Origin of the sequence: Qipengyuania pacifica, assembly GCF_019711555.1 — a bacterium.
Classification (GTDB): domain Bacteria; phylum Pseudomonadota; class Alphaproteobacteria; order Sphingomonadales; family Sphingomonadaceae; genus Qipengyuania; species Qipengyuania pacifica.
In genome coordinates, this window is the sequence record NZ_JAIGNQ010000003.1 from 389,140 (window position 1) to 412,799 (window position 23,660).

Genomic DNA, 23,660 nt, shown 5'->3' on the forward strand with positions numbered 1-23,660 from the left:
GCCTCAGTTGCCGATCAGCTGCTTGCGAACAGCATCGATAGCCGACGAATTGCGCGATACACCCAGCTCTTCACGCATGGCGAGGCGGAGCTGTTCGGCATATTCTTCGCCGATCAGGGGGCCCATCTGACGGGTAGCCTGTTCGATCAGCGGGTCGTCCTTGGCGATGTCGTCCATGGTAATGTCGTTGACCTTGACCACGAAGAACCCGGTGTTGCCGCCGGCATCGAGCTTTTTCGTGGTGCCTTCGGCCATGCTGAACAGGAGGGCGAGCGGCGGCGGTACGCGCTGCTCGCGCTGGCGAGCGAGATCCTCGCGCGTCATATCAACCGATTGAGCCGGGGGCACGCGGCGGTCTTCTGCAGCAAGGGCTGCCTGCATCGTATTGCCTTTACGCACCCGGGCCATCACCCGATCGGCAGCGGCCTGGGCCGCCTTCATGCCCTCGGTTGCACGCCAGCGCGCTTCGACGAGCTGTTCGATTTCCTGGTAGGGGGCGACAGCGGCGCCGGTGATGTCGCCGACTTCATAGACGAGATAAGTCTGTCCGCCATCGACCGGTGCGATCTCGGGCTCTTCCACTTCCATCTGAAAAGCCGTGGCGAGTGCGGGGCGCAGGACGTCTGGCACGGACTGTTCCGGATTTTCGAACATGCGGCCGTCGGCGAGCGTCGGTCCGGTGTTCGACAGCTGAAGATCCAGATCGTCGGCAACTTCGGCGAGCGTAGCGCCGTCGCGCAGCTGCTCCTCAATCTCGGTAGCGAGATCGGCGAGGCCGCGAACGCGCTTTTCTTCGCGAAGCGTGTCGGAGATTTCTCCGCGGACATCGGCAAGGCTGCGTGCCGGGGTGGCATCCACCGAATCGATACGTGCGACGTGCCAGCCAAGCGAACTGCGGGCCGGTGTTGTCATCGCGCCATCTGCCGCGGCGAAATATGCTGCGGCAACGGCGGGAGAGGATTGCGCGGCCAAAGCACTGCGTGTGACGTCCACCACCGGCGACGCGCGCAGACCCGCTTCCCGTGCGACCTGTTCGAAGGAGGCGCCGCCAGCAACGCGGTCGCGAATCGACTTTGCCGCAGCTTCGGTGGGTACGATCAATTGCGTGAAGTTCCGCGTTTCGCTTGCGGCATATTGTTCGGCGTCGCGCTTGTAGCGGGCTGCGATCTCGGCTTCGGTCGGTTCGATCCGGTCGCCCAAGGCATCAGAATCGAACGTAGCGTAGCGGATCACGCGGCGCTCGGGGCGGACGAAAGCTTCCCGGTTGGCGTTGTAATAAGCACGTAGAACTTCAGGATCGGCGGCGCCCGACGGGGCGTATGTTGCAGCGGGCAGAAGGGCGATGGAACCCTGGCGGCGTTCCTTGAACAACTGTGCATAGCGGTAGGCCAGCTTGTTCGGCACCGACGCCCCGAAACTGGCCGGAATCAGCAATTGCTGCGAAAGCAAGCCGACACCGAGATCGCTGCGGACCTGAGCATCGCTGATCCGTTGCACGGCCAGCGCCTGGCGATACGTCTGTTCGTCGAAATTGCCGTCCGCGCCGCGAAAGGCGGGGATCATGCGAATTTCGCTATTCAGCAAATTCTCTCCGGCACGGAACCCATATTTTCTGGCGTATCCCTGGATCGCGTTGCGATCGATCAGAGCTTCCAGAACCAGTTCCAGCTGACCGCTGCCAACGAATTCCGGCATGGAAAGCGTGGGATCTTCCTGCCGAAGACGGTCGAGGCCATTATTCGCAGCCACTACAAGATCGGCAGTCCCAATCTTTTCATCGCCGACCACGGCGACGCGATCGCCGCCTGCGATTCCACCGAACGTGCCGGTGCTGGAAACGTCTGCGCTGGCAAAGGCGAGGGCTATAAGTCCAAGGAATGCCAGAGAAATGGCAAGGCCGAGTTTGGTCTTGAAGAAGTTGCGGAAGAACTGGAACATGATCTGCGGGCGATCCCATCGGGTTGCTGCTGTCGTTCTGGCGGGGCCGGAACGGGTTGGGGCGCTTTATCCGCCCTGCGACCCATGAGCAACAGGCTGCAAAGGGTTTTGACGCGGGAAGAAACCTTGTCTAGCGGAGCGCAACTCTTGCCCCATATAGCGGGGCCCTCACTCAGACAATTTGCAGGACGTACACATGGCCGAACGGCCCTACATCGTTGGAAACTGGAAAATGAACGGCACGCGCGCCATGCTTTCGGAAGCGCGCGCTATCGATCGTGCGGCCCAGCGCTACATGAAGGTCGAGGTTGCCGTCGCGCCACCTTACACTCTGATTCACGCGGTTCATAAGGAAGCCGAGCAGATCGGGATCGGTGCACAGGATTGCCATTCCGGCGCCGAAGGCGCGCACACTGGTGATATCAACGCATCGATGGTGGCCGACGCCGGCGCGAAGTTCGTCATACTGGGACATAGCGAACGGCGCCAGGACCATGCCGAGACCGACGAGTTGATCAACGCGAAGATCGAATCGGCGCTGGAAGCTGGTCTTCGCGTGATATTGTGCTGTGGCGAATCGCTGGAAACCCGCGATGCGGGAGAGGCGGAAAGCTTCGTTCTGGGTCAGCTTCGCGCAGCGTTGCCGATATTTCAGGATCCGGCAGACCGGCTCACGATCGCGTATGAGCCGATCTGGGCCATCGGCACGGGTCGTACCGCGACGGTCGAAGACATTGCCGCCATGCACCGCGCTATACGCGCTCTACTGGATGAGACGTTTGGCGAAGATGTTTCTGCCAAGGTTCGCATTCTTTATGGCGGTTCGGTGAAGCCGGATAACGCGCGCGAGATTCTTGCGGTGCCCGAAGTGGGTGGCGCGCTTGTCGGCGGTGCCAGCCTTTCGGCCGAAAACTTCCTCGGCATCGTCGTGGGCGCCTCGGAAGCCGAAGAGGTATAAGCAGGCCCGCCTTGCCGTTTTCCGCTCGCGCGCCTAAATGCGCGTGAGCCCAGCCAATCACATTCCAAGAGTACTCGCATGTTCCTCTTCCTTACCGTCGTTCAGGCGATCGTCGCAGCCGCGCTAGTCGGCGTCATCCTGATGCAACGTTCGGAAGGCGGCGGCCTCGGAGTGGGCGGCAGCCCGTCCGGCATGCTGAGTGCCCGCGGTGCCGCGGACTTTCTGACCCGGTCCACCAAGTGGCTTGCCATTCTTTTTGTGGTCCTGTCGATCGGCCTTGCCGCAGTTGCGGTCGAGACGACGGGCGGCGATGCAATCGAATCGACACTTGATCGTACGGTCGCCCCGGCCGCGCCCGCAGACCCGCTCGGTCCGGCAACCACCGATCAGCCTGCCGCCACCGGACAGGAAGCGCCCGCGAATCCCGATCCGCTGGCAACCCCAGCCGAATAATCTTCAGAACATCGCAGGCTTGTGGATTGCGCCGCATGCTCGGCGCGATTTGCAGCTGTTTGCGCTTGCCCCGACTCAAACACTAAGCTTAAGGCCCGACTCCCATGGCGCGGTATATATTTATCACCGGCGGCGTGGTCTCCTCGCTCGGCAAAGGTCTCATGGCAGCATCGCTCGCTGCTCTCCTCCAGGCGCGTGGCTACAAGGTCCGTATTCGAAAGTTCGACCCCTATCTCAATGTCGATCCAGGGACGATGTCCCCGTATCAGCATGGCGAAGTCTATGTGACGGACGATGGGGCGGAAACGGACCTGGATCTGGGCCATTACGAACGCTTTACCGGGGTGTCGGCGCATCAGGGCGACAACATTACATCCGGTCGTATCTATCAGGACATCATCGCCAAAGAGCGGCGGGGGGATTATCTCGGCGCGACGGTGCAGGTGGTTCCGCACGTCACGGACGAGATCAAGGCCTTCGCGCTTGCCGGGCAGGACGATCACGATTTCATCCTGTGTGAGATCGGCGGCACTGTCGGCGATATCGAAGGGCTGCCGTTCATGGAGGCCATCCGCCAGCTTCGAAATGAGCTGGAGCCATGGCAGACGCTGAGCGTGCATGTCACCCTCGTGCCCTATATCGCTGCTGCGGGTGAGTTGAAGACGAAGCCGACCCAGCATTCGGTACGTGAGCTGGCGAGCCTCGGGATCAAGCCCGATGTCCTGCTTTGCCGGGCGGAACACCCAATCCCCGACAGCGAACGGCGCAAGATCGCGCAGTTCTGTAACGTGCGACAGGAGGCCGTGATTCCGGCACTGGACGCGCCCTCGATCTATTCCGTGCCGTTGCAATATCACGGTGAAGGGCTGGACGCCGAAGTGCTGCGCGCCTTCGGGATTACCGATGCGCCAGACCCCGATCTGTCGCGCTGGTACGATGTAGTGGACCGCCATTCCAATCCGGAAGGCGAAGTCACGATCGGCGTGGTCGGGAAATATGTCGGCCTGCAGGACGCGTACAAGTCGCTCAATGAAGCGTTGGTTCACGGCGGTATGGCCCACCGGGTGAAGGTCAACACAAAGTGGATCGATGCCGAAATATTTGAAGGCGACGACGCCGATATTGCCGCGAAGCTGGAGCCCATGCACGCTATCCTGGTACCCGGTGGCTTTGGCGAGCGTGGCAGCGAAGGCAAGATCGCCGCAGTCCGTTTCGCACGCGAACGCAAGGTGCCGTTTCTCGGCATTTGTCTGGGTATGCAGATGGCCTGCATCGAAGCGGCACGTTCCGCAGGCTATGCCGGCGCCAGCTCGACCGAGTTCGGCGAAACGGCCGAGCCGGTCGTCGGTATCATTACCGAATGGATGACGGAAGAAGGCCTGCAAACGCGTGAGGCAGGCGGCGATCTGGGCGGAACGATGCGCTTGGGCGCGTATGATGCCAAGCTTTCCGCGAACAGCCACGTGTCGCGAATTTACGGCGGCAATACGATGATTTCCGAGCGCCATCGTCATCGGTACGAGGTCAACAGCGCCTATATCGATTCCCTGGAAAGTCAGGGTCTCGTGTTTTCGGGAATGTCGCCGGACGGGTTGCTTCCCGAGATCGTAGAACGGCCGGATCACCCATGGTTCGTAGGCGTACAGTTCCATCCGGAGCTGAAGTCCAAGCCGTTCGATCCGCACCCGCTGTTCGCCGGTTTTGTTGGCGCTGCGCTCGAACAGGCCAGGCTGGTCTGACGGGGTAAAAAGCAGCCGATCCGGCAACCGACTGAAATCGCAGATCAATGATTTTCGGGCGCTTGTAACGAGGCGACAAAATCATCGCGCCCAGCCGTCGACGCTTTATCTTTTGATACATCTGGTGCAAAATCCTGTCAGATCCGCATCAGAGGACAGAGGGTAGAGAGATGCGCTTCGCCAACATGCGGTGGGGCTTGCCCCGATGACGGTCGTCTTCTGCGACCCGGACGGCCGATTTCGGGGCTGGGCGGCGTAAAGCGTCGCGGGGGCGGAACTTTTGTTCCGCCCCCTACATTTTCACCAGATTGACCAGATGATCAGGCGGCCTTGGTGCCGTCTTCCTTGTCAGTCTTGACCACTTCGAGCGGTTGCTGCCCGCCGATAGCGATCTTCTTCGGCTTCATCGCATCGGGCACTTCGCGAACGAGGTCGATGACAAGCAGCCCATCAGCAAGGTCCGCATTGTCCACCCGCACGTAATCCGCCAGTTCGAACCGGCGTTCGAATCCACGGTTGGCAATGCCGATATGCAGCATTTCGCCTTCGTTGAATTCGTCACGCTTCTTGCCGGTAACGACCAGCAAATTTTGCTGCGCGACGATGTCGAGATCACCCGAGCGGAACCCTGCAACTGCCAGCGTGATGCGATAATCGTCATCGCCGCGGCGCTCGATATTGAAGGGGGGGTAGTTATCTCCGCCAGCGTTGCGCGCCTGTCGTTCCATCAGATCGAATACACGATCGAAACCTACGGTGGAGCGGCGGAAAGGTGTAAGGTCCATACGGTTCATCGAAACAAATCCTCTTGTGAGCGATTTTAACCAGACGAGGCCCGCATTCGGCACCTCGTCGTCGCCATGCGAGGCATGACAACGATTCCGAAATAGGTTTGCGGATCGGGCTTTCAAGTAGACCAAGCGCACGCTATTTCGGGCGTTGGAAAGATAGAGGAATTCCATGAGTCAGCCGCAAGTCGATATCTACACCAAGTTTGGTTGCGGATTCTGTTTTCGCGCCAAGCGCCTGCTCGAGGAAAAAGGGGTCGAGTATAACGAATTCGACATCACCATGGGTGGGTCAAAGCGTGACGAAATGCTGGCTCGGGCACCGCAAGCCACGACCGTGCCGCAGATATTTATCGGCGATACCCATGTGGGTGGATCGGACGACCTCTCTGCGCTCGAGCGGGATGGAAAACTCGACGCTATGCTGACGGGTTGAATGGCCCGCATCGGCATCTTGCAGATGACTTCGGGTATCGATCCCGAAGACAACGCTACAGCCATTGAAAACGCCATTGGCTCGGCAGCTGACAATGGCGCTGCCATGATATTCACGCCGGAAATGTCGGGCCTGATCGATCGCGATCGAAAGCGGGCAGCGAAGTCGATAGTCTTGGAAAGCGACACTCCAGCGCTGGCCAAGGCGCGGGATGCCGCACATCGGGCGGGCATTTGGGTTGCGCTCGGATCGCTTGCCGTAAAGTCTCCAAATGACAGGTGGGCAAACCGCGCATTCGTGATCGATCCGAACGGAGATATCGCGGCCCGCTACGACAAGATACATATGTTCGACGTCGATCTCGACAGCGGGGAAAGCTGGCGCGAATCGAACGCTTACGAGCCAGGGCAAGAGGTGGTAACGGTCCCCGGAACTCCGGTTGGGCGATTGGGCCTGTCGGTTTGCTACGACATTCGTTTTCCCGCACTGTACGAGCAGTTGGGTAGGGCGCAGTGCGATTGCATCGCCATTCCTGCCGCCTTCACCGTACCAACCGGAAGGGCCCATTGGAATGTTCTCCAAAGGGCCCGGGCGATTGAAGCGAGCGCTTTCGTCGTTGCCGCGGCGCAGGTGGGTGAACACGCCGACGGGCGCCGGACCTATGGCCATAGCATGGTCGTGGACCCCTGGGGTGACGTCTTGCTTGAAATGGAGAGCGACGACGCGGCGCTTGCTTACTGTGATCTCGATCTTGCCAGAATTGCTGAAGTTCGTGCGCAGGTGCCAAGCCTTGCCAATCGCCGAGAAATAGCGAAATAGGCCGCCACAATGATAGTGTTCGATCTCTCTTGTAGCGAAGGCCATCGGTTCGAAGGCTGGTTCGGCTCGTCGGACGATTATGCTGATCAGAAAGCAGGCGGTTTGCTCGTCTGCCCGCAGTGCGGCAGCGAGGAAATCGGCAAGGCGCCAATGGCCCCTTCAGTGCCAGCCAAGAGCAATACCCGATCGCATGCGCCCGTCGAAACCACTCAGGTAGTTAAAGGCGAAATGCCGGCCGAGGTGAAAAAGGCGCTGGAGAAACTGGCGAAAGCTCAGGCGAAAGCGCTGGAGAGCAGCACATGGGTCGGCGACAAATTCGCAGAGAAAGCCCGCGAAATGCATTACGGCGAAGCCGATGAGGCCCCGATTCACGGTCGCGCCACCAGAGACGAGGCGGAGGACATGATGGCCGAAGGAATTTCCGTAGCACCTCTTCTCGTACCGGTAGCACCACCAGAAGAACTCAACTGATTGCCTCGGCGGTTCGAGCCGCTATACGAGGCACCGGCGCGCCCGTAGCTCAGTAGGATAGAGCATCAGATTCCTAATCTGGGGGCCACAGGTTCGAATCCTGTCGGGCGCACCATTTTTCGAAAACTGGCAGTATTCTCGGATTTGTCGTTTCAGGCGCAAACCGGTGAACCGGCAATTGGATCTTCAGTCGAAACTAACCGCTTGAAGCGCTTCTTGCTGGGAGCCACTTACGATCAAGCCAGCAATCATCGCTAGCCGGAACGGGTTTACCGAATAGATAACCCTGTCCTTCCCGGCAACCGAGAGCAAGCAGGCGAATTCTTTGCTCGTCGGTTTCGATCCCTTCGGCAGTTACCTCCAAGTTGAGGCTCCGCCCGAGTGAAATCACGGCTGATACAATCGCTGCGCCTTGAGGCCTGTTGCAAAGATCGTGAACGAAGGAACGGTCGATTTTCAGCCTTGTAACAGGGAGACGTGCCAGAGTGGAAAGCGATGCAAAGCCGGTCCCGAAATCATCAAAAGCAATGTTGATTCCGCAATCCCGTAGCTCACTCAATGCTGTCAAAATTTGATCGTCCGAGCGCAGCGCAATCGTTTCCGTGATTTCTATTTCGATGTCCGCTGGCGAGAGCGCGTGTTTCTCCAATGCATGACTGATAGCCTTCCCCAAATTGCCGTTAGTGAATTGGGCCGCGAACAGGTTCAATGCCATGCGTTGCACATCCAGGCCCTGCATTCGCCAGACCGCCATTTGTCGGCACGCTTCATCTATGACCCACTCGCCGACCTCATGAGCAACGAGATGTGTTTCGAGGGTGTTCAAAAAGTCCGCCGGGAAGAGCAGCCCGCGTTCCGGGTGCTTCCAACGCAACAACGCTTCCACACCGATCAGTTCCTGATCGGACAGCCGGACCTGAGGCTGATACGTGAGCTCCCATTCCCCGCGCTCGGTCGCCAAGCGCAGCTCGTCTTTGAACGCTCGCCGCGCGGTCAATTGGTTGGCAATCGGAGGGTCGAAGACGCGGATATTGTCCTGGCCGGTCTTCTTCGCTTCGAGAAGGGCAAGATCGGCCCTCAGCAATAGTTCTTCGGCATCTTCGGCATGAAGCGGCGCGAGGCCAATTCCAATGCTCAGTCCGATTTGCATGCGGTGCCCGGACAACACGAAGGGCTCTTTAAAGGCGTCATTCAGTCGCTTTGCCGTTGCCGTCGCACTGCTTTGTGCGCCATTCCCCGGAAGCAGGATTGCGAATTCGTCTCCCCCCAGACGTGCAACTGTTGCGCCAGGTTCGAGTAGGCCAACGAGGCGAACGGCGACGCCTTGGAGTAAAGTGTCGCCAACCGCATGACCGAACGTGTCATTGACTTCCTTGAAGCGATCAAGATCGATGGCGAATACCGTAGCGTGTCCGCGAGCGATCACCGCTTCCAGCTTTTTGGAGAAGCCATTGCGATTGGCTAGACCGGTAAGCGCATCATGATGGGCAAGGTGTTCCAGTCGAAGTTCGCGCTCCCGACGGTCGGTGATGTCGTGGATTTGGGCGCCGATTTCGATCCCATCGGGACCAAGCCAGCTCGCAAGTCTCATTTCGACAGGAAATTCACTTCCGTTCTTGCGAACAGCGACAAGCTCAATCGTCTTGCCCGACAAATTGGAGACACCGGTCGTGGAAACACGCTTCATTCCCGCGACATGATGTTCACGGAACCTTTCCGGGATGATGATTTCGATGGGTTTACCGATGGCTTCCGATGCCGAATGTCCGAAGATATCCTCTGCGGCGGGGTTCCAGTAAGTGATTTTCCCAGCTGCGTTCGACGTTATCAACGCCAGCCCCATAACTTTCGCAAAACTGCTGATTGCACGATCTGGCAGACTGGTGCGGCTTTCCTCCACCAAGGCAGTGGCTAGCGCGGCAAGATCTTCAAGCTTCTCACATGTGTTGGCATCAAAGCTTTCGCGCGGGCGGGTGTCGCCGATGAATAACACACCCAGGGGGTGACCACTCGAATTGAGGAGCGGAACCCCGGCAAAAAAACGTAGTTCCTCCTCGCCGTCAAAGGCTGGAGCGCCGGGGACGTGTTGATCGAAGCGGGCGTCCAGGACTATTAGCGGCTCGAGCGTACCGAGTACATGCGCGCACAAAGCGCGCGCCCTCTCAACGTTGTACATGTCGAGGCCATGGCCAGACTTGAACCCATGCTCATCTTCTAAAACAAGCGAAAGAATACTTATGGGAACGTCAAACACGTTCGAAGCGAATTTGGTGATCGCGTCATAGGCGGGTTCCGATCCCGCCCCGAACTTTTCTTTGGAAGCGGGCGCTGCCAAACGCCTCTCTTCTATTGATCCTGCGACCACTGACGTTCCTAGTTTAAATGAGATCGTCGGAGCTTAACCTGCAGCATGTTAAGAGCGCGCTACTGCAGAACCGCACCATTATACTTAAAAGTATGGTCAGGTCAGAACGTGGGTGCTCATTGAGTGGGACGGGTCGGGGTGTACGTGATGCGATGCGAGATCAAAAGGCGCCGTGACCATTTATCGGCCGAACCGTTTGGCTGCGGTCGCGAGAGAAGCTAGTGCAAGCGAGCACAGAGCAAGTAGGCCACAGGTTCCTGCCCATCCGAACGCGTCGTAAACGGCCGTGCCAGCATAGCTGCCGATGCCGCCACCGATGAACATCATGACGACGTAAACCGTGGTCAACCGCGTTCGCACACCCGGATCGAGTGCGAGGAAAGTCATTCGACCGGTTACATCGACACCCGGGCCCACGAAATTCGTGATCATGAGCGGGATTATGAGGGTCCAGAGCGAGCCCCCGAGGGGCCAGAGGAGCAAGATGCCTGCGAGTTGACAGAACGCGAAGATCGCCCGCGCCTTGCGGGCGCCGACTTCGTCGGCCCATCGGCCAAGCCGGGGCGTGGAAAAAATGGAGATCGCAGCAAGGCCCGCAAGATACCCGACCGTGTCCGTCCCATACCCCATTTCGGGAGAGGTCAAATAAAGTGCAAGGCCGAGCCATACGGCAATGAACTGACCGAAGTTCAGCGCCTGGATCGCGCCCGAAAACAGTATCTCCCGATGCTTGCCTATCAATGGGAATACTGAGACTAAGAGATTAAGATAGGACTGCCGGTCTCGTGCAGATCGTTCCCCACCTTCCATAAGTCGCGGCAAGGCGAGTGTGACAGCCAACATCAGTGCCGCTGCGATCCAATAGATCATTCGCCATCCGAAATGCTCGGCAACCACACCAGCACCCACCCGTGCAATAAGGATCCCGAGAATAACGCCCGCAGCCAATTTCGCCGTCACCTGACCCAGTCGTTCCGGCGCAACACGCTTCGAAGCGTAGGCCGGCAAAAGATAGGGCGCTATGGTGAAAAAGCCGAGCATCGTGGACCCGATGACGAACAGCGTGAAACCTTTGGCGATGGCCATCAGGGCGATCGAAGCGGTCTGACCAGCAGCAAAGGTGATCGTCAGCCTGCGGTTCGAAATACGATCGCCAAGCGGAAGGAGCAGAAAAATGCCTACGGCCAGAGCGATCTGGTTGAGTGCCGGGACTAAACCGATTCGGGAATGACTGACCCCGAAATAATCGGCCACTTCGGCGATTATCGGATGGATGTAGTAAGCGTTAGCAGTGACCACTGCCGCAGCAATTGCCAGTGAAGTTTCCTGAGCGCCGGTCAGTCGCGTAGGCTGGCTCACGCCCAACGTCCTGGTGCATGGGTCACCGATATTTCCCTGAATCTGACCGCGAAAGCCGGTCCTGTGTTCGGACCTTTATGGCGTCTTTTGCGTCGTGTCACCCAACAGACTGACGGGCACCGTCTCTTTAAAAGTATGCGTCACATAGGGGAAAGGAATTTCGATCCCGGCGTCATCCAGCGCGGCCTTGATCGCACGGATGACCTTGTCCTTGCTTTCCCAACCCGCACGCGGCGTCGATCCGGCCCACCATCGGACGAGAAAGTCGACGGAACTGGAATTGAATTCCTGCGCGAAGATATCAACACCCTTGCTGGCGAGTACGTCATCGACACCTTCGACCGCCCGACGGATGATATCGGCAGCATGATCAAGCTGCGTGTCGTACGATACGCCGACTACAACCTGATGCCGGCGCTGATCGACATCGGTAAAGATTTCGACCGGGTTCTTGAAAAGGATGGAGTTCGGCACGACTGTGAGTTCGCCGGACAGTTTGCGCACATGCGTTTCGCGTAATGTGATGTGTTCGACCTTGCCGGTGATATCTTCGCATTCGATCACGTCGCCGATGCGCATTTTTTCCCGCAGCATGATAAGCACGCCTGCCAGGAAATTCTCGAAGATGTCCTGGAAGGCAAAACCAATCGCCACGGCTCCGATACCGAGCCCAGCAAGCAGGCTGGCCGGCGTGAGATCGGGGATGACCACCACCGCCGCGATGAAGATGCCGAGGGTCCAGATTCCGAGCCTGACGAGCGTATCGATAAGGTTCTTCAGGCTGCTGCGTATCTCGGTGCGCCCAACGACGGCGTCGGAAATGCGCACGGCAAATCGCGCAACGATCCACGTCATAAGGATGATGAAGAATGCAATCGCAAGGCTGGGCAGCGCCTCTACGAAGCCTTTGCCCATGGTTTGCAACTGCGTGCGCAGCGTTGCGATATAATTCACGTCGCAGAAAACTCCCTTTGCGAGGCAACGGGAGGGTTGCACAAAGGGTTCCGAATTGCTGGCTATGGCCTTTAGAAAGGCTAGCTTCCGGCGTGCTCCTTGCGAGCGATTTCATGCAGCCAATCGGCGTGCCTCGGAGCTTTCTTAGTCTGGCTCCATTCGTCCAGCATCATGGGGGCAACACGCTTCAATTCGGCGTACTGTTCATCGGTGCCGATATCCGTGGCTAGTTCTACCCGATGACCATTCGGATCAAAGAAGTAGATCGATTTGAAAATGCCGTGGTGAGTTGGACCCAGAACCTCGATGCCCAAGCTCTCGACATGCTTTTTGGCCGCGAGCAATTCTTCTTCGCTGCCAAGTTTGAAAGCGAGATGTTGGACCCAAGCCGGGGTATTTTCGTCCCGGCCCATGTCTTTCTGATTTGGCAGTTCGAAGAAAGCTAGGATATTGCCATTACCCGCATCGAGGAAAACGTGCATGTAAGGGTCGTAATCGCCCGTGGATGGCACGTGATCCTCTGCAAAGGCCGTCGTGTAATCCATGCCGAGCACTTTGCCGTACCATTCGACCGTTTCCTTCGCATCCTTGCAGCGATAGGCCGCATGGTGGACGCCAGCGAGCTTCACGGGATGAACAGGTGCTTCGCTCATTCTGCGGGCTCCGTCTCGACTGTCTTGGCGTCCTCAACGCTGAGGGCGCCGCGCTTGATCTGGTCGCGCTCCATGCTTTCAAACAGCGCCTTGAAATTTCCTTCACCGAAACCTTCGTCACCCTTGCGCTGGATGAATTCGAAGAACACCGGACCGACCTGCGCTTCGGCAAAAATCTGCAGCAGCAGACGCGGGTGCCCGCCTTCTGTCGTACCATCGAGCAGGATCCCGCGGGCTTTCAATTCATCCACCGGCTCCCCGTGATCGGGCAGACGGTCGGGCAGCATTTCGTAATAGGTTTCGGGCGGGGCGGTCATGAAGGGAACGCCAAGGCTCTTCAGATTGTCCCAGGCCTGCACAAGATCGTCACAGATCAAGGCGATGTGCTGGATACCTTCTCCGTTGAATTCCTTGAGGAACTCTTCGATCTGACCCTTACCGCCTTCACCTTCCTCGTTGAGCGGAATGCGAATTTTGCCATCAGGCGCCGTCAATGCCTTGGATGTCAGGCCAGTATATTCACCCTTGATGTCGAAAAAGCGGATTTCGCGGAAGTTGAAGAGCGTCTCGTAATAATCCGCCCAGTACTTCATGCGTCCGTTATAAACATTGTGCGTCAAGTGATCGATCACGTTGAAGCCGGCTCCAACAGGCCACTTTTCGACACCATCGAGATATTCGAAATCGATATCGTAGATGGAGAGGCCGTCGCCTTCTGCATCTGCATAACGGTCAATCAGATAAACGATAGCACCGCCGATGCCACGGATGGCAGGGATGCGCAGCTCCATCGGACCGGTTTCCACCGCGACAGGTTCTGCCCCTTTTTCGAGAAGTTCTTCATAGGCCTTCTTCGCATCGCGAACTCTGAAACCCATGCCGCATGCCGAGGGGCCGTGCTCGCGCGCAAAAAACCACGCGGCGCTTCGCGGTTCGTAGTTGAGGATGAGGTTGATCTGACCCTGACGCCAGAGATTCACGTCCTTCGATCGGTGCGTGGCTACATGGGTAAATCCCATGGCTTTAAAGACCGGTTCGACGACGCCTTTTTCGGGAGCGCAGAATTCGACGAACTCGAATCCGTCGAGTCCGATTGGATTTTCGAAGAGATCGGTCATTTCAATCCTCTGGGATTTGCTAGGTGGTTTCAAAAGTAACTAATCACAGTCGCTCGTAAGCTGTCAAGTTTTCAACGGCCATGCATGGTGGCCAGTTCCTTTCATGCGTCAAACGGATGTCGACGATGAATTGTGCTTGCGCGAAGCGGTTAACTGTGATTCTGTCGCCTCATGCGCCGCACAAATTCCCTAGCTTCGATCCGCCGAGTCAGGACCTCGCAGCATGCCGCTCTTGCTGCGCTCCTGGTCATGGGCGGATTGGCGATTGCAGGTCCATCCGGACTGCTTGCCTGGAGTGAGAATTTGCGGCTGCTCGATCAGCGTGAGGCCCAGTTGGCAAAACTGCAGGCCGAAAGGCATGCGCTTGAGAACCGGGTCGCCTTACTTGATCCCAACGCCGCTGATCCCGATATGGTCGGCGAGCTGCTGCGTAGTCAGCTCAATGTCGTGCATCCGAACGAAGTCGTCATAAAACTGGAAGACTGAACGGAGCGAAACCATCGCTTGCCGTAAGGGTTTTCGTATGCACATGCGCTCTGCCGTTGCGCGGGTCGCAAGCCTGTGCCTATAGGCGCAACTGACATCCTCCCCGGAAGAACAAGGACACAAGTCTTGGCCAAAGCCCCCCGGAGCAAGAAGCAGCCCACCAAATCGCCTGCGGAAGATCCCGACTTCGCTCTCCACTCCCTGCAAGAGGCGTTGGAAGAGAATCGCCATTACGATGCCAGCAAGGAGCAGATGCTCCATTTTTACGAGCAGATGCTGCTCATCCGTCGCTTCGAAGAGCGCGCGGGCCAGCTATATGGTCTCGGCCTGATCGGCGGTTTCTGTCACCTTTACATCGGGCAGGAAGCAGTTGCGATCGGCCTCCAGTCCGCGCTCGATGGTGACAAGGACAGTGTCATCACCGGATATCGCGACCATGGTCACATGCTCGCCTACGGCATCGATCCCAAAGTCATCATGGCCGAACTGACCGGCAGGGAAGCCGGCATCTCGAAGGGCAAGGGCGGGTCGATGCACATGTTCTCGACCGAACATAAATTTTATGGCGGTCACGGCATCGTAGGTGCCCAGGTTTCATTGGGCGGGGGCCTCGCGCTGGCTCACCAGTACAACGACGATGGCGGTTTCTGTCTTGCCTACTTCGGCGACGGTGCCGCCAACCAGGGCCAGGTATATGAAACGATGAACATGGCGGCGCTCTGGAATTTGCCGATCGTCTTTGTGGTCGAAAACAACCAGTACGCCATGGGAACCGCCGTCGGTCGCAGCTCTGCTGAAACAGAATTCCACCGCCGCGGCACCGCCTTCCGTATTCCGGGAATGGACGTGAACGGCATGGACGTTCTGGAAGTCAGGCAGGCTGCCGAGATCGCTTTCAAGCATGTTCGCGAAGGCAAGGGGCCGGTCCTGATGGAATGCAATACCTATCGCTATCGCGGGCATTCGATGTCCGATCCGGCAAAGTACCGTACGCGCGAAGAGGTCCAGGATATTCGCGATCACAAGGATCCGATCGAAGGGATCAAGAAGCTGCTACTCGAAAACGGCTCGACCGAGGAAGAATTGAAAGCGATCGACAAGGATATTCGCAAGACCGTGACCGAAGCTGCGGATTTTGCCGAGAACTCGCCAGAGCCGGAAGCGAGCGAACTCTACACCGACGTACTGGTGGAGGAGTATTGAGCCATGGCTATCGAACTGAAAATGCCCGCGCTGTCGCCCACTATGGAGGAGGGCACATTGGCCAAGTGGCTGAAGTCCGAAGGTGACGAGATCGTTGCGGGTGACATCATAGCCGAAATCGAAACCGACAAGGCTACGATGGAATTCGAGGCAGTCGATGAAGGGACCCTCGGGAAAATCCTCATCGACGAAGGTACCGAAGGCGTGAAGGTCGGGACCGTGATCGCCATGCTGGCTGGCGAGGACGAAGATGCTTCCGATATCGAGGCGCCCGCTGAAAAGGAATCGCCGGAATCAGACAAGAGCGGCGGCAAAGAGAAATCTACCGATGCCAGTGAAGCGCAGCTGATGAAGACGCCGCGCAAGGTCGACGTGAAGGATCCGGAGGTTCCCGAAGGCACCAGCTTCACATCGGTTTCCGTCCGTGAAGCTTTGCGCGATGCCATGGCCGAAGAAATGCGCAAGGACGAACGCGTCTTCGTCATGGGCGAGGAAGTGGCCCAGTATCAGGGGGCGTACAAGGTCACGCAAGGCCTGCTGGATGAATTCGGGGCCAAGCGGGTCATCGATACTCCGATTACGGAATATGGATTTGCAGGCATCGGCACCGGCGCCGCAATGGGTGGTCTGCGCCCGATCGTCGAATTCATGACCTTCAATTTCGCCATGCAGGCGATCGATCATATCGTAAATTCCGCGGCCAAGACCAACTACATGTCCGGTGGTCAGATGCGCTGTCCGGTCGTGTTTCGTGGCCCCAACGGTGCAGCAAGCCGCGTAGGCGCACAGCATAGCCAGAATTACGGAGCCTGGTACGCAAGCGTACCTGGTTTGGTAGTTATCGCACCATACGATGCTGCAGATGCCAAGGGCCTGCTCAAGGCCGCCATACGTAGTGAAGATCCCGTCGTATTCCTCGAGAACGAGCTTGTTTACGGGCGAAGCTTCGAGGTTCCCGATCTGGATGACTACGTGCTTCCGATCGGCAAGGCGCGGATCATGCGCGAGGGTTCGGACGTAACGATCGTTTCTTATTCGATCGCCGTCGGGCTTGCACTCGAGGCAGCGGAAGAGCTTTCGAATGAAGGCATCGAAGCGGAGGTCATCGATCTGCGTACCTTGCGCCCGCTCGACAAGGAAACGGTACTTACCTCGCTTGCCAAGACCAACCGACTGGTCATCGCCGAAGAAAACTGGCCGACATGTTCGATTGCCTCGGAAATTGTGGCGATCTGCATGGAAGAAGGCTTCGACCATCTCGATGCACCGGTCACCCGCGTTTGCAATGAGGACGTTCCGCTGCCCTATGCTGCGAACCTCGAGAAGCTTGCGCTGATCGACACACCGCGGATCATCGAGGCCGTCAAGAAGGTCTGTTATCGCGACTGACGGGGAGGGCGCTTTCATGGAGAGTGCCGACCTGCTCGACGAATGTCCCGAAGTGTTGCGCGTCGCTCTTTCGAGCGCGAGCGCACATCGGGACATTTGGCTAGCCGCCTTTGCCCTCGATGGCCGCGTCGGTCGGATGGTTCTTGGCGCAAGCGAGCCGATGCTCGGGCAAATGCGGCTTGCATGGTGGCGCGATCAGCTCGGCAAGCCGGTCCACGATCGGCCGCGGGGCGACCAATTGCTCGATCTGATCGGGAAGAACTGGAACCAGAACGAAGCCGCGTTAGTCGAATTGATCGAAGGGTGGGAGGCACTGCTCTCGCCGCGACCGCTGGCAGAAACGGCGATCCTGGAGTTCGTAGCCGGTAGAGTAAGCCTGTCGCTGGGCTTGGCAAATCTGGTCGGAACGATGGACCACGAGCGCGACGTACGCCGCGCCGGAACGCTATGGGCGCTGGCTGACCTTGCCATCAACGCCCGCGACGAAGCCGAACTGTCGAGAGCGGTGAAACTGGGTGCCGCAGAGGGTGCGGACGGGCTGCGGCTTTCGCGCGACATGCGGCCGCTCGCTGTCATTGCCGGACTCGCGCGGCGGTCCCTGCATTTCGGTGGACGACCGATGCTGGGTGATCGCGCCAGCCCCTTGATTGCCTTGCGGTTGAGCCTGATTGGACGCTAGGCTCGCGCAGGGTTCAAGGGGGGCATTGAATGAACCGGATCGTGTTGGGGGCCTTGATCGCACTCGCGCTCACTGGATTGGGGCTGTTCTGGTGGCAGGGCAGAGCGGAAGTGGAACGCGGAGCGCCGCCACCGCAGCCTGCAGAAGCCTCGGCCAACCTTCCGGAAATTCCGGCTTCCGACCCGGACGACATGGTGGGACCCGCGCCACCCGAGGCAACCGAGCTCACCAAGGAGCAACGCCGCTTCTTCCGGTATGACCGTAATCGCGACTGGCGCATCACGCGTACGGAAATGTTGTCCAGTCGAACGGAGGCGTTTCGCAAGCTCGACAAGGACGGCAACAATCTGCTCGATTTCGAAGAATGGGCGGTTGCTACGGTGGAGAAATTCGAATCTGCGGATGCGAATGGCGACAACGAGCTGACCCCGGCCGAGTTCGCGACCACGGCACCCAAACCGAAGAAGAAACCGCGCTGCGCCTGCTAGGCGGGAACCGCTTCCATGCCGGCGAGCCATTCCCCGAAATCAGCCTTCGCGCGATTGGTGTAGGCCTCTTTCCGCACTTTCTTTCCCACGTCGTGCAAGGGCGGGAATAGACCGAAATTGACGTTCATGGGCTGAAAGGTGGACGCTTCGGCATCGCCGGTGATGTGCGACAGGAGTGCGCCGAAAGCCGTAGTACGCGGCGGCGGCGCCCATTCGCGCCCCGCAAGCTGAGCTGCCGTCATGAGCCCGGCCATCAAACCCACTGCCGAACTTTCGACATAGCCTTCACAGCCGGTGATCTGCCCGGCGAACCGGATGTGATCGCCACCCTTCAAACGAAGTTGACGGTCTAGAACGAGGGGTGAGTTGATGAAGGTATTGCGGTGCAATCCGCCGAGACGGGCGAATTCCGCATTCTCGAGGCCGGGTATCGTCCGGAAGAGTTCGACCTGTGCACCATATTTGAGCTTGGTCTGGAAACCGACCATGTTCCACAAGGTGCCGAGCTTGTTATCCTGGCGGAGCTGCACGACGGCATATGGCCAGCGGCCTTGCGGAAACTCTTCCGATGTATCGAAGGGGTTATCGAGCCCGACCCCCTTCATCGGACCATAGCGAAGCGTTTCGACGCCGCGCGCAGCCATGACCTCGATCGGCATACAGCCGTCGAAATAAGGGGTGTCGGCTTCCCAGTCGCGAAATTCGGTCTTTTCGCCGTCCATCAAGCCTTGGTGGAAGGCGAGATATTGCTCCTTCGTCATCGGGCAATTGATATAATCGCCATCTTCGTTCGATGCTTCGGTGCGTTTGTTCCACCGGCTCTGTATCCAGCATTTGGACATGTCGATGCTGTCGTGATGGACGATAGGTGCAATCGCATCGAAGAAAGCGAGGCGGTCCTGCCCGGTTGCCCCCACGATACTTTCGGCCAGCGACTGGGCCGTCAGTGGCCCGGTAGCGACGATGGTCGCACCGGAGGTGGGAAGGGCATCGACCCGTTCGCGAATGACGGTGACATTGGGATGTTCGGCGAGGGTGCGCTGAACTTCGGCAGAAAACACATCGCGATCGACTGCCATTGCCGAACCGGCGGGCACGCGCGCGACTTCGCCTGCGCGCATGATCAGGCTGTCGAGGCGGCGCATTTCATGATGGAGCAGCCCGACCGCATTTTTCGTGTCGTCATCCGAGCGGAAGCTGTTCGAGCAGACGAGTTCGGCCAGGCCGTCGGTCTGATGGGCCGGCGTCATTTCGCCGCTGCCGCGCATTTCCGACAAGCGCACCTTGAAGCCGCGCCTGGCAAGTTGCCAGGCGGCTTCGCTTCCGGCGAGGCCGCCGCCGATTATGTGGATATCATGGGTCATCGAGCGCGCCCTAATGCTTGCCAGTGGCTTCCGGCAAGGCCTAGCGTCGCCGAATGTCGCGCCGCGCCCTTTCCGAACATCGCCCATGGCTACTCGCCAGCCTGATTGCAGGCGTCAGCTACTTCTTCGTAGCCGACGATCCCATCGGCGGAGTCTGGCTGATGCTGTGGAAAGGGGCAGGCGTCGCCTTCCTTGCGATCTATGCCGCCTTTCGAGGACGAGGGACCGATGGCCTGCTGATCGCCGCAGTCATGCTGTTCGGGGCACTGGGCGATGTCGCCCTGGAGATCAGCTATGTGGTCGGCGGCAGTCTGTTTGCCGTTGGGCACCTGATAGCCATAGCACTTTATCTTCGGAATCGCCGAGAGAGGACCAGTTCGAGCCAGCTTATGGCGGCACTTGCCCTGCTGATTCTGACGCCACTGATTGCAGCGCTGATGACGTTCCCGCTGGATAACTGGATGCTTGCGGCGGCGTATTCTGGCGTTGTCGGCGCGATGGCGGCGACAGCATGGCTGAGCCGGTTTCCGCGTTACCGGGTCGGCCTGGGTGCCGTGCTATTCGTGGTGAGCGACCTGTTTATTTTTTCCCGCGAAGCCGGTGTCTTGCCCGAATCGATAACGAGCTGGCTGATCTGGCCGCTTTATTTCGGCGGGCAGTTCCTGATCGCGACCGGGGTTGTCCAGACGTTGCGGGGCAAGAGCTTCACGCAGCGAGGTTGACGCAAACCAGCGGTGTTTTCAAAACTGCGCGTCCTCTCTGGAGAGGGGCTGGCAGTTAGAAAAGTCTAACGATATTAGCGGTGTATGATATCGAGCACGGGCGAGGCGACGCGCTGACGTGTCACTTTTCAAATATCTTTGAAAGCCGAGAGAACGGGCTTCGGTGCGATCGGTTTGGGCTGGCGACGATGTGAAAGAACCGAAGGAGCCTTAGCCCCTCCGGTTCATGTAGGAAAATCAATCCGAGCGCGAAGCGTCAGTCGCTGTCGGGCTCGCCTTCGATATTGTCGTCCGAGTGGAAGGTGGTGTGCGGCGTTGTGCGATCGAGCCCACCGCGATCGGCAATCTCGTCAGCCACAGCTTCTTCTGCGGAGTTTTCGGGTTCTTCGGTTTCGTCGATCCTTGCCGCTTTGACGATCTGTTCGCCCTTGGCGACATTGAAGATGCGCACGCCCGACGATCCGCGACCGGAGATCGAGAAGCCGGTGTGGCTGTCGAACCCGCCATCAATCAGATGACGGAACTGCAGCGGCATACGGATAAGCTTGGCCTGATCGGTGACCAGCATGAGCTGCATGCCGTGCCGTACAGGGAAGCTGGCGACGACATGGCCGTTGCGGTTCGGATTGCTGGACGGTTCGCCGATATTGGTCAGGCCCTGACCGCCGCGGCCAGTGGTCCGATATTCGTATGCCGACGAGATCTTGCCATACCCATTGGCTGTGAGCGTGAGAATGAACTCTTCCGCTTCGGCCAGTTCGGCGACCTTTTCGGCATCGAGCGTCGGTTCGTTATCGTTGTTCTTCCATTCGGCGGCCCGAAGATACTGGTCGCGAACTTCCGTATCGCGCTCCCCAGCGTCAAGAACAGCCATGGACACGACCTTCTGATCGTCCCGGAGCTTCATGCCGCGAACGCCGATACCGGTGCGACTCTTCGTTTCGCGGGCATCGCTGGCAGCGAAACGGATTGCCTTGCCGCTATCCGAAGCAAGGAAAATCTCCTGCCCTTCGCTGAGGAGGCGCACGCCGATCAGGCGGTCGCCACTGCCTTCGACAAAGCCCATCGCGTATTTGCCGTTGCTGGGCACGTTAGTGAAGGCATCCATGGAATTGCGGCGGACCATGCCCTGTTCCGTGGCGAACACGATGTTGAGCTTGGACCATTCGCCCTCATCCTCCGGCAGAGGCAGGACGTTGGTAACACGCTCATCATCGCCCAGGGGAAGGAGGTTGACCATCGGGCGTCCCTTGGTCTGCGGGCCACCTTCGGGCAGCTTCCAGACCTTCATGCGATAGACGCGGCCGGTATTGGTGAAGAACAGCACCGGATTATGCGTCGAGGTGACGAACATTTCGACGACTGCGTCTTCATCCTTCGTCGCCATGCCGCTGCGGCCCTTGCCGCCGCGTGCCTGGGCGCGGAAGGCATCGAGCGGGGTGCGCTTGATATAGCCGCCATGGGTGACCGTAACGACCATTTCTTCGCGTTCGATGAGGTCTTCGTCTTCGATACCATCCCAGGCCGGCGCGATTTCGCTGATGCGCGGCGTGGCATAGGTATTGCGGATTTCCTCGAGCTCTTCGCGCATGACGCGATAGAGCTTCACGCGGTCTGCCAGGATCGAGAGATATTCCTCGATCGCGAGGCTGAGTTCTTTAAGCTCGTCGCCGATTTCGTCGCGACCGAGAGCCGTGAGGCGGTGCAGGCGGAGTTCGAGAATCGCCTTCACCTGACGTTCGGAGAGGCGATAGGTGCCGCCCGTCTGTTCGTCGGTCGGTTCGATCGCTTCGACCAGCGCGATATATTGCGCAATGTCGCCAATCGCCCATTCCTTGGCGAGCAGTTTTGCGCGCGCAGCAGCAGGATTGGAGGAGCCCCGGATCATTGCCACGACTTCGTCGAGGTTCGAGACGGCGACCACGAGGCCGAGCAAGATATGAGCGCGCTCACGCGCCTTGTTCAGTTCGAACTTTGTCCGGCGCGTGATGACTTCTTCGCGGAAACCGATGAAGGCCTGGATGAAGTCACGCAGGGTGAGCACTTCGGGGCGGCCGCCGCGGATCGCCAGCATGTTGGCCGGGAAGCTGGCCTGTGCCGGCGTATAGCGCCAGATCTGGTTGAGCACGACCTCCGGCGAGGCATCCCGCTTGAGATCGACGACGACGCGCACACCTTCACGCGATGATTCATCGCGGATGTCGGAGACGCCTTCGATCCGTTTTTCTTTTGCGGCTTCCGCGATCTTTTCGACCAGCCCGCTCTTGCCGACCTGATAGGGAATGGAAGACAGGACGATCGACTGGCGATTGCCCTTCGTCTCGACCTCGTGGCGCGCGCGCATGAGAATCGAGCCGCGACCCACCGTATAGGCCGCGCGTGCCCCGGATTTGCCGAGGATGAGCGGTGCGGTCGGGAAATCCGGACCGGGAATGATTTCGAACAGTTCTTCCGACGTGATCGCCGGGTTGTCCATGAACGCGAAGCAGCCGTCGATCACTTCGCCAAGGTTGTGCGGCGGAATGTTGGTCGCCATGCCGACCGCGATGCCGCCTGCGCCGTTGACCAGCAGGTTAGGGAAACGGGCCGGAAGCACGGTCGGTTCGCGGCGCGACCCGTCGTAGTTGTCGGTGAAGTCGACCGTATCCTTGTCGAGATCGTCGAGCAGGGCATTGGCGACACGTGCAAGCCGCGCTTCGGTGTAACGCATGGATGCCGGCGGATCCGGGTCCATCGAGCCGAAGTTACCCTGACCATCGATCAGCGGCACGCGTAGCGACCAGTCCTGAGTCATCCGGGCGAGGGCATCGTAAATCGCGGCATCGCCATGAGGGTGATAGTTACCCATGACGTCGCCGACGATCTTGGCGCTCTTGCGGTAGGGGCGGCCTGCAACGAAGCCGCCCTCGTTGCTGGCGAAAAGGATGCGCCGGTGAACAGGTTTCAAACCGTCGCGCACATCTGGCAGGGCGCGGCTGACGATCACGCTCATCGCGTAATCGAGATAGCTGGTCTTCATTTCATCGACGATGTCGATGCGGGCGTATTCTTCACCGCCGGGGGCGGGGGTATCCAGAATTTCAATATCGTCGGACAAAACGTATTTCCGTACTGCCAAAGGCTTTATGTTCTAGGTGTGCAGAGCCTAGGGGAAAGGGTTGGGGAGCGCCACTCGCGCCGGGAACCAAAGCCCGGTTTCGAGCGCTTTTTCCACATATGGGTACTGCAAGCGAGGATGGTAACCATGAACGGTGAGCCAGACAGGCATTCAATACCCA

The 23,660-nt window shown here is 58.7% G+C and carries 21 protein-coding genes and 1 tRNA gene; 13 read left to right on the forward strand and 9 right to left on the reverse strand.

Translation table 11 applies throughout. The features are described from left to right. Nucleotides 1–3: 3 nt before the first annotated feature. Nucleotides 4–1,938 (reverse strand): peptidylprolyl isomerase, encoded by a 1,935-nt coding sequence (locus K3177_RS11590; protein WP_221598375.1) that lies wholly within the window; start codon nucleotides 1,936–1,938, stop codon nucleotides 4–6. A 196-nt stretch (nucleotides 1,939–2,134) separates the two neighbouring features. Here K3177_RS11590 and tpiA point away from each other — a divergent pair, with 196 nt between their 5' ends. From tpiA to K3177_RS11605, 3 genes are all read left to right on the forward strand, one after another. Beyond that, nucleotides 2,135–2,896 (forward strand): triose-phosphate isomerase, encoded by a 762-nt coding sequence (gene tpiA / locus K3177_RS11595; protein ID WP_196846093.1) that lies wholly within the window; start codon nucleotides 2,135–2,137, stop codon nucleotides 2,894–2,896. A gap of 78 nt (nucleotides 2,897–2,974) precedes the next feature. Then, on the forward strand, nucleotides 2,975–3,349 hold the full coding sequence (secG, locus tag K3177_RS11600; protein WP_221598376.1) for a preprotein translocase subunit SecG: 375 nt from the start codon (nucleotides 2,975–2,977) through the stop codon (nucleotides 3,347–3,349). Between the two features lie 104 nt (nucleotides 3,350–3,453). After that, nucleotides 3,454–5,088: a CTP synthase gene (locus K3177_RS11605; protein WP_221598377.1), complete on the forward strand. Its 1,635-nt coding sequence runs from the start codon at nucleotides 3,454–3,456 to the stop codon at nucleotides 5,086–5,088. A 320-nt stretch (nucleotides 5,089–5,408) separates the two neighbouring features. On the opposite strand, the gene K3177_RS11610 is transcribed toward K3177_RS11605, so the two are convergent. Further along, nucleotides 5,409–5,882, reverse strand: a complete 474-nt coding sequence (locus K3177_RS11610; protein ID WP_103023841.1) for an Hsp20 family protein — start codon at nucleotides 5,880–5,882, stop codon at nucleotides 5,409–5,411. Nucleotides 5,883–6,048: 166 nt separating this feature from the next. On the opposite strand from K3177_RS11610, the gene grxC reads away from it, so the two are divergent. From grxC to K3177_RS11630, 4 genes are all read left to right on the forward strand, one after another. Beyond that, nucleotides 6,049–6,312: a glutaredoxin 3 gene (gene grxC, locus K3177_RS11615; RefSeq protein WP_196846096.1), complete on the forward strand. Its 264-nt coding sequence runs from the start codon at nucleotides 6,049–6,051 to the stop codon at nucleotides 6,310–6,312. Continuing rightward, entirely contained in the window at nucleotides 6,313–7,131 is an 819-nt protein-coding gene (locus K3177_RS11620) for a carbon-nitrogen hydrolase family protein (RefSeq protein ID WP_221598378.1), read from the forward strand. It begins immediately after the preceding gene. A gap of 9 nt (nucleotides 7,132–7,140) precedes the next feature. Beyond that, nucleotides 7,141–7,602 carry a DUF1178 family protein gene (locus tag K3177_RS11625; RefSeq protein ID WP_221598379.1) on the forward strand — a complete coding sequence of 154 codons (462 nt, stop codon included), beginning with the start codon at nucleotides 7,141–7,143 and terminating at the stop codon, nucleotides 7,600–7,602. A 38-nt stretch (nucleotides 7,603–7,640) separates the two neighbouring features. After that, a tRNA-Arg gene (locus tag K3177_RS11630) sits at nucleotides 7,641–7,717 on the forward strand. A gap of 81 nt (nucleotides 7,718–7,798) precedes the next feature. Here K3177_RS11630 and K3177_RS11635 read toward each other — a convergent pair. The 5 genes from K3177_RS11635 to hppD all read right to left on the reverse strand — a co-directional run bounded on the left by K3177_RS11635 (nucleotide 7,799) and on the right by hppD (nucleotide 14,051). Continuing rightward, nucleotides 7,799–9,937 carry a putative bifunctional diguanylate cyclase/phosphodiesterase gene (locus K3177_RS11635; RefSeq protein WP_221598380.1) on the reverse strand — a complete coding sequence of 713 codons (2,139 nt, stop codon included), beginning with the start codon at nucleotides 9,935–9,937 and terminating at the stop codon, nucleotides 7,799–7,801. Between the two features lie 210 nt (nucleotides 9,938–10,147). Continuing rightward, nucleotides 10,148–11,326 (reverse strand): MFS transporter, encoded by a 1,179-nt coding sequence (locus tag K3177_RS11640; protein ID WP_221598381.1) that lies wholly within the window; start codon nucleotides 11,324–11,326, stop codon nucleotides 10,148–10,150. A 75-nt stretch (nucleotides 11,327–11,401) separates the two neighbouring features. Continuing rightward, on the reverse strand, nucleotides 11,402–12,280 hold the full coding sequence (locus K3177_RS11645; RefSeq protein ID WP_345725399.1) for a mechanosensitive ion channel family protein: 879 nt from the start codon (nucleotides 12,278–12,280) through the stop codon (nucleotides 11,402–11,404). Nucleotides 12,281–12,360: 80 nt separating this feature from the next. Continuing rightward, nucleotides 12,361–12,933 carry a VOC family protein gene (locus K3177_RS11650; protein WP_221598382.1) on the reverse strand — a complete coding sequence of 191 codons (573 nt, stop codon included), beginning with the start codon at nucleotides 12,931–12,933 and terminating at the stop codon, nucleotides 12,361–12,363. Then, nucleotides 12,930–14,051, reverse strand: a complete 1,122-nt coding sequence (gene hppD / locus K3177_RS11655) for a 4-hydroxyphenylpyruvate dioxygenase (RefSeq protein WP_221598383.1) — start codon at nucleotides 14,049–14,051, stop codon at nucleotides 12,930–12,932. The genes K3177_RS11650 and hppD overlap by 4 nt, the downstream gene beginning before the upstream one ends. Nucleotides 14,052–14,222: 171 nt before the next feature. Between hppD and K3177_RS11660 the strand changes: the two genes are divergently transcribed. The 5 genes from K3177_RS11660 to K3177_RS11680 all read left to right on the forward strand — a co-directional run bounded on the left by K3177_RS11660 (nucleotide 14,223) and on the right by K3177_RS11680 (nucleotide 18,296). Then, complete coding sequence (locus tag K3177_RS11660) at nucleotides 14,223–14,537, forward strand: FtsB family cell division protein (protein WP_103025070.1); 315 nt, start codon at nucleotides 14,223–14,225, stop codon at nucleotides 14,535–14,537. Between the two features lie 126 nt (nucleotides 14,538–14,663). Next, a complete protein-coding gene (gene pdhA, locus K3177_RS11665; protein ID WP_103025069.1) occupies nucleotides 14,664–15,740 on the forward strand; it encodes a pyruvate dehydrogenase (acetyl-transferring) E1 component subunit alpha in 1,077 nt (358 codons plus the stop codon). Between the two features lie 3 nt (nucleotides 15,741–15,743). Beyond that, a complete protein-coding gene (locus K3177_RS11670) occupies nucleotides 15,744–17,129 on the forward strand; it encodes a pyruvate dehydrogenase complex E1 component subunit beta (protein ID WP_103025068.1) in 1,386 nt (461 codons plus the stop codon). A gap of 16 nt (nucleotides 17,130–17,145) precedes the next feature. Next, nucleotides 17,146–17,808, forward strand: a complete 663-nt coding sequence (locus tag K3177_RS11675) for a hypothetical protein (RefSeq protein ID WP_221598384.1) — start codon at nucleotides 17,146–17,148, stop codon at nucleotides 17,806–17,808. A 29-nt stretch (nucleotides 17,809–17,837) separates the two neighbouring features. After that, nucleotides 17,838–18,296, forward strand: coding sequence for an EF-hand domain-containing protein (locus tag K3177_RS11680; RefSeq protein WP_221598385.1), 459 nt, complete (start codon nucleotides 17,838–17,840; stop codon nucleotides 18,294–18,296). Here K3177_RS11680 and trmFO read toward each other — a convergent pair. Then, a complete protein-coding gene (gene trmFO, locus K3177_RS11685; RefSeq protein WP_221598386.1) occupies nucleotides 18,293–19,660 on the reverse strand; it encodes a methylenetetrahydrofolate--tRNA-(uracil(54)-C(5))-methyltransferase (FADH(2)-oxidizing) TrmFO in 1,368 nt (455 codons plus the stop codon). The genes K3177_RS11680 and trmFO overlap by 4 nt on opposite strands. 53 nt (nucleotides 19,661–19,713) lie before the next feature. On the opposite strand from trmFO, the gene K3177_RS11690 reads away from it, so the two are divergent. Further along, nucleotides 19,714–20,382: a lysoplasmalogenase family protein gene (locus K3177_RS11690; protein WP_221598387.1), complete on the forward strand. Its 669-nt coding sequence runs from the start codon at nucleotides 19,714–19,716 to the stop codon at nucleotides 20,380–20,382. A gap of 256 nt (nucleotides 20,383–20,638) precedes the next feature. Here K3177_RS11690 and gyrA read toward each other — a convergent pair whose 3' ends face one another. Continuing rightward, entirely contained in the window at nucleotides 20,639–23,479 is a 2,841-nt protein-coding gene (gene gyrA / locus K3177_RS11695) for a DNA gyrase subunit A (protein ID WP_103025063.1), read from the reverse strand. Nucleotides 23,480–23,660: the final 181 nt, after the last annotated feature.

What these genes read in the sequence shown, in the direction of transcription:
- K3177_RS11590 (WP_221598375.1), bottom strand. Translation starts at nt 1,938, where the DNA reads ATGTTCCAGTTCTTCCGCAACTTCTTCAAGACCAAACTCGGCCTTGCC.
- tpiA (WP_196846093.1), top strand. Translation starts at nt 2,135, where the DNA reads ATGGCCGAACGGCCCTACATCGTTGGAAACTGGAAAATGAACGGCACG.
- secG (WP_221598376.1), top strand. Translation starts at nt 2,975, where the DNA reads ATGTTCCTCTTCCTTACCGTCGTTCAGGCGATCGTCGCAGCCGCGCTA.
- K3177_RS11605 (WP_221598377.1), top strand. Translation starts at nt 3,454, where the DNA reads ATGGCGCGGTATATATTTATCACCGGCGGCGTGGTCTCCTCGCTCGGC.
- K3177_RS11610 (WP_103023841.1), bottom strand. Translation starts at nt 5,882, where the DNA reads ATGAACCGTATGGACCTTACACCTTTCCGCCGCTCCACCGTAGGTTTC.
- grxC (WP_196846096.1), top strand. Translation starts at nt 6,049, where the DNA reads ATGAGTCAGCCGCAAGTCGATATCTACACCAAGTTTGGTTGCGGATTC.
- K3177_RS11620 (WP_221598378.1), top strand. Translation starts at nt 6,313, where the DNA reads ATGGCCCGCATCGGCATCTTGCAGATGACTTCGGGTATCGATCCCGAA.
- K3177_RS11625 (WP_221598379.1), top strand. Translation starts at nt 7,141, where the DNA reads ATGATAGTGTTCGATCTCTCTTGTAGCGAAGGCCATCGGTTCGAAGGC.
- K3177_RS11650 (WP_221598382.1), bottom strand. Translation starts at nt 12,933, where the DNA reads ATGAGCGAAGCACCTGTTCATCCCGTGAAGCTCGCTGGCGTCCACCAT.
- hppD (WP_221598383.1), bottom strand. Translation starts at nt 14,051, where the DNA reads ATGACCGATCTCTTCGAAAATCCAATCGGACTCGACGGATTCGAGTTC.
- K3177_RS11660 (WP_103025070.1), top strand. Translation starts at nt 14,223, where the DNA reads ATGCGCCGCACAAATTCCCTAGCTTCGATCCGCCGAGTCAGGACCTCG.
- K3177_RS11670 (WP_103025068.1), top strand. Translation starts at nt 15,744, where the DNA reads ATGGCTATCGAACTGAAAATGCCCGCGCTGTCGCCCACTATGGAGGAG.
- K3177_RS11675 (WP_221598384.1), top strand. Translation starts at nt 17,146, where the DNA reads ATGGAGAGTGCCGACCTGCTCGACGAATGTCCCGAAGTGTTGCGCGTC.
- K3177_RS11680 (WP_221598385.1), top strand. Translation starts at nt 17,838, where the DNA reads ATGAACCGGATCGTGTTGGGGGCCTTGATCGCACTCGCGCTCACTGGA.
- trmFO (WP_221598386.1), bottom strand. Translation starts at nt 19,660, where the DNA reads ATGACCCATGATATCCACATAATCGGCGGCGGCCTCGCCGGAAGCGAA.
- K3177_RS11690 (WP_221598387.1), top strand. Translation starts at nt 19,714, where the DNA reads ATGTCGCGCCGCGCCCTTTCCGAACATCGCCCATGGCTACTCGCCAGC.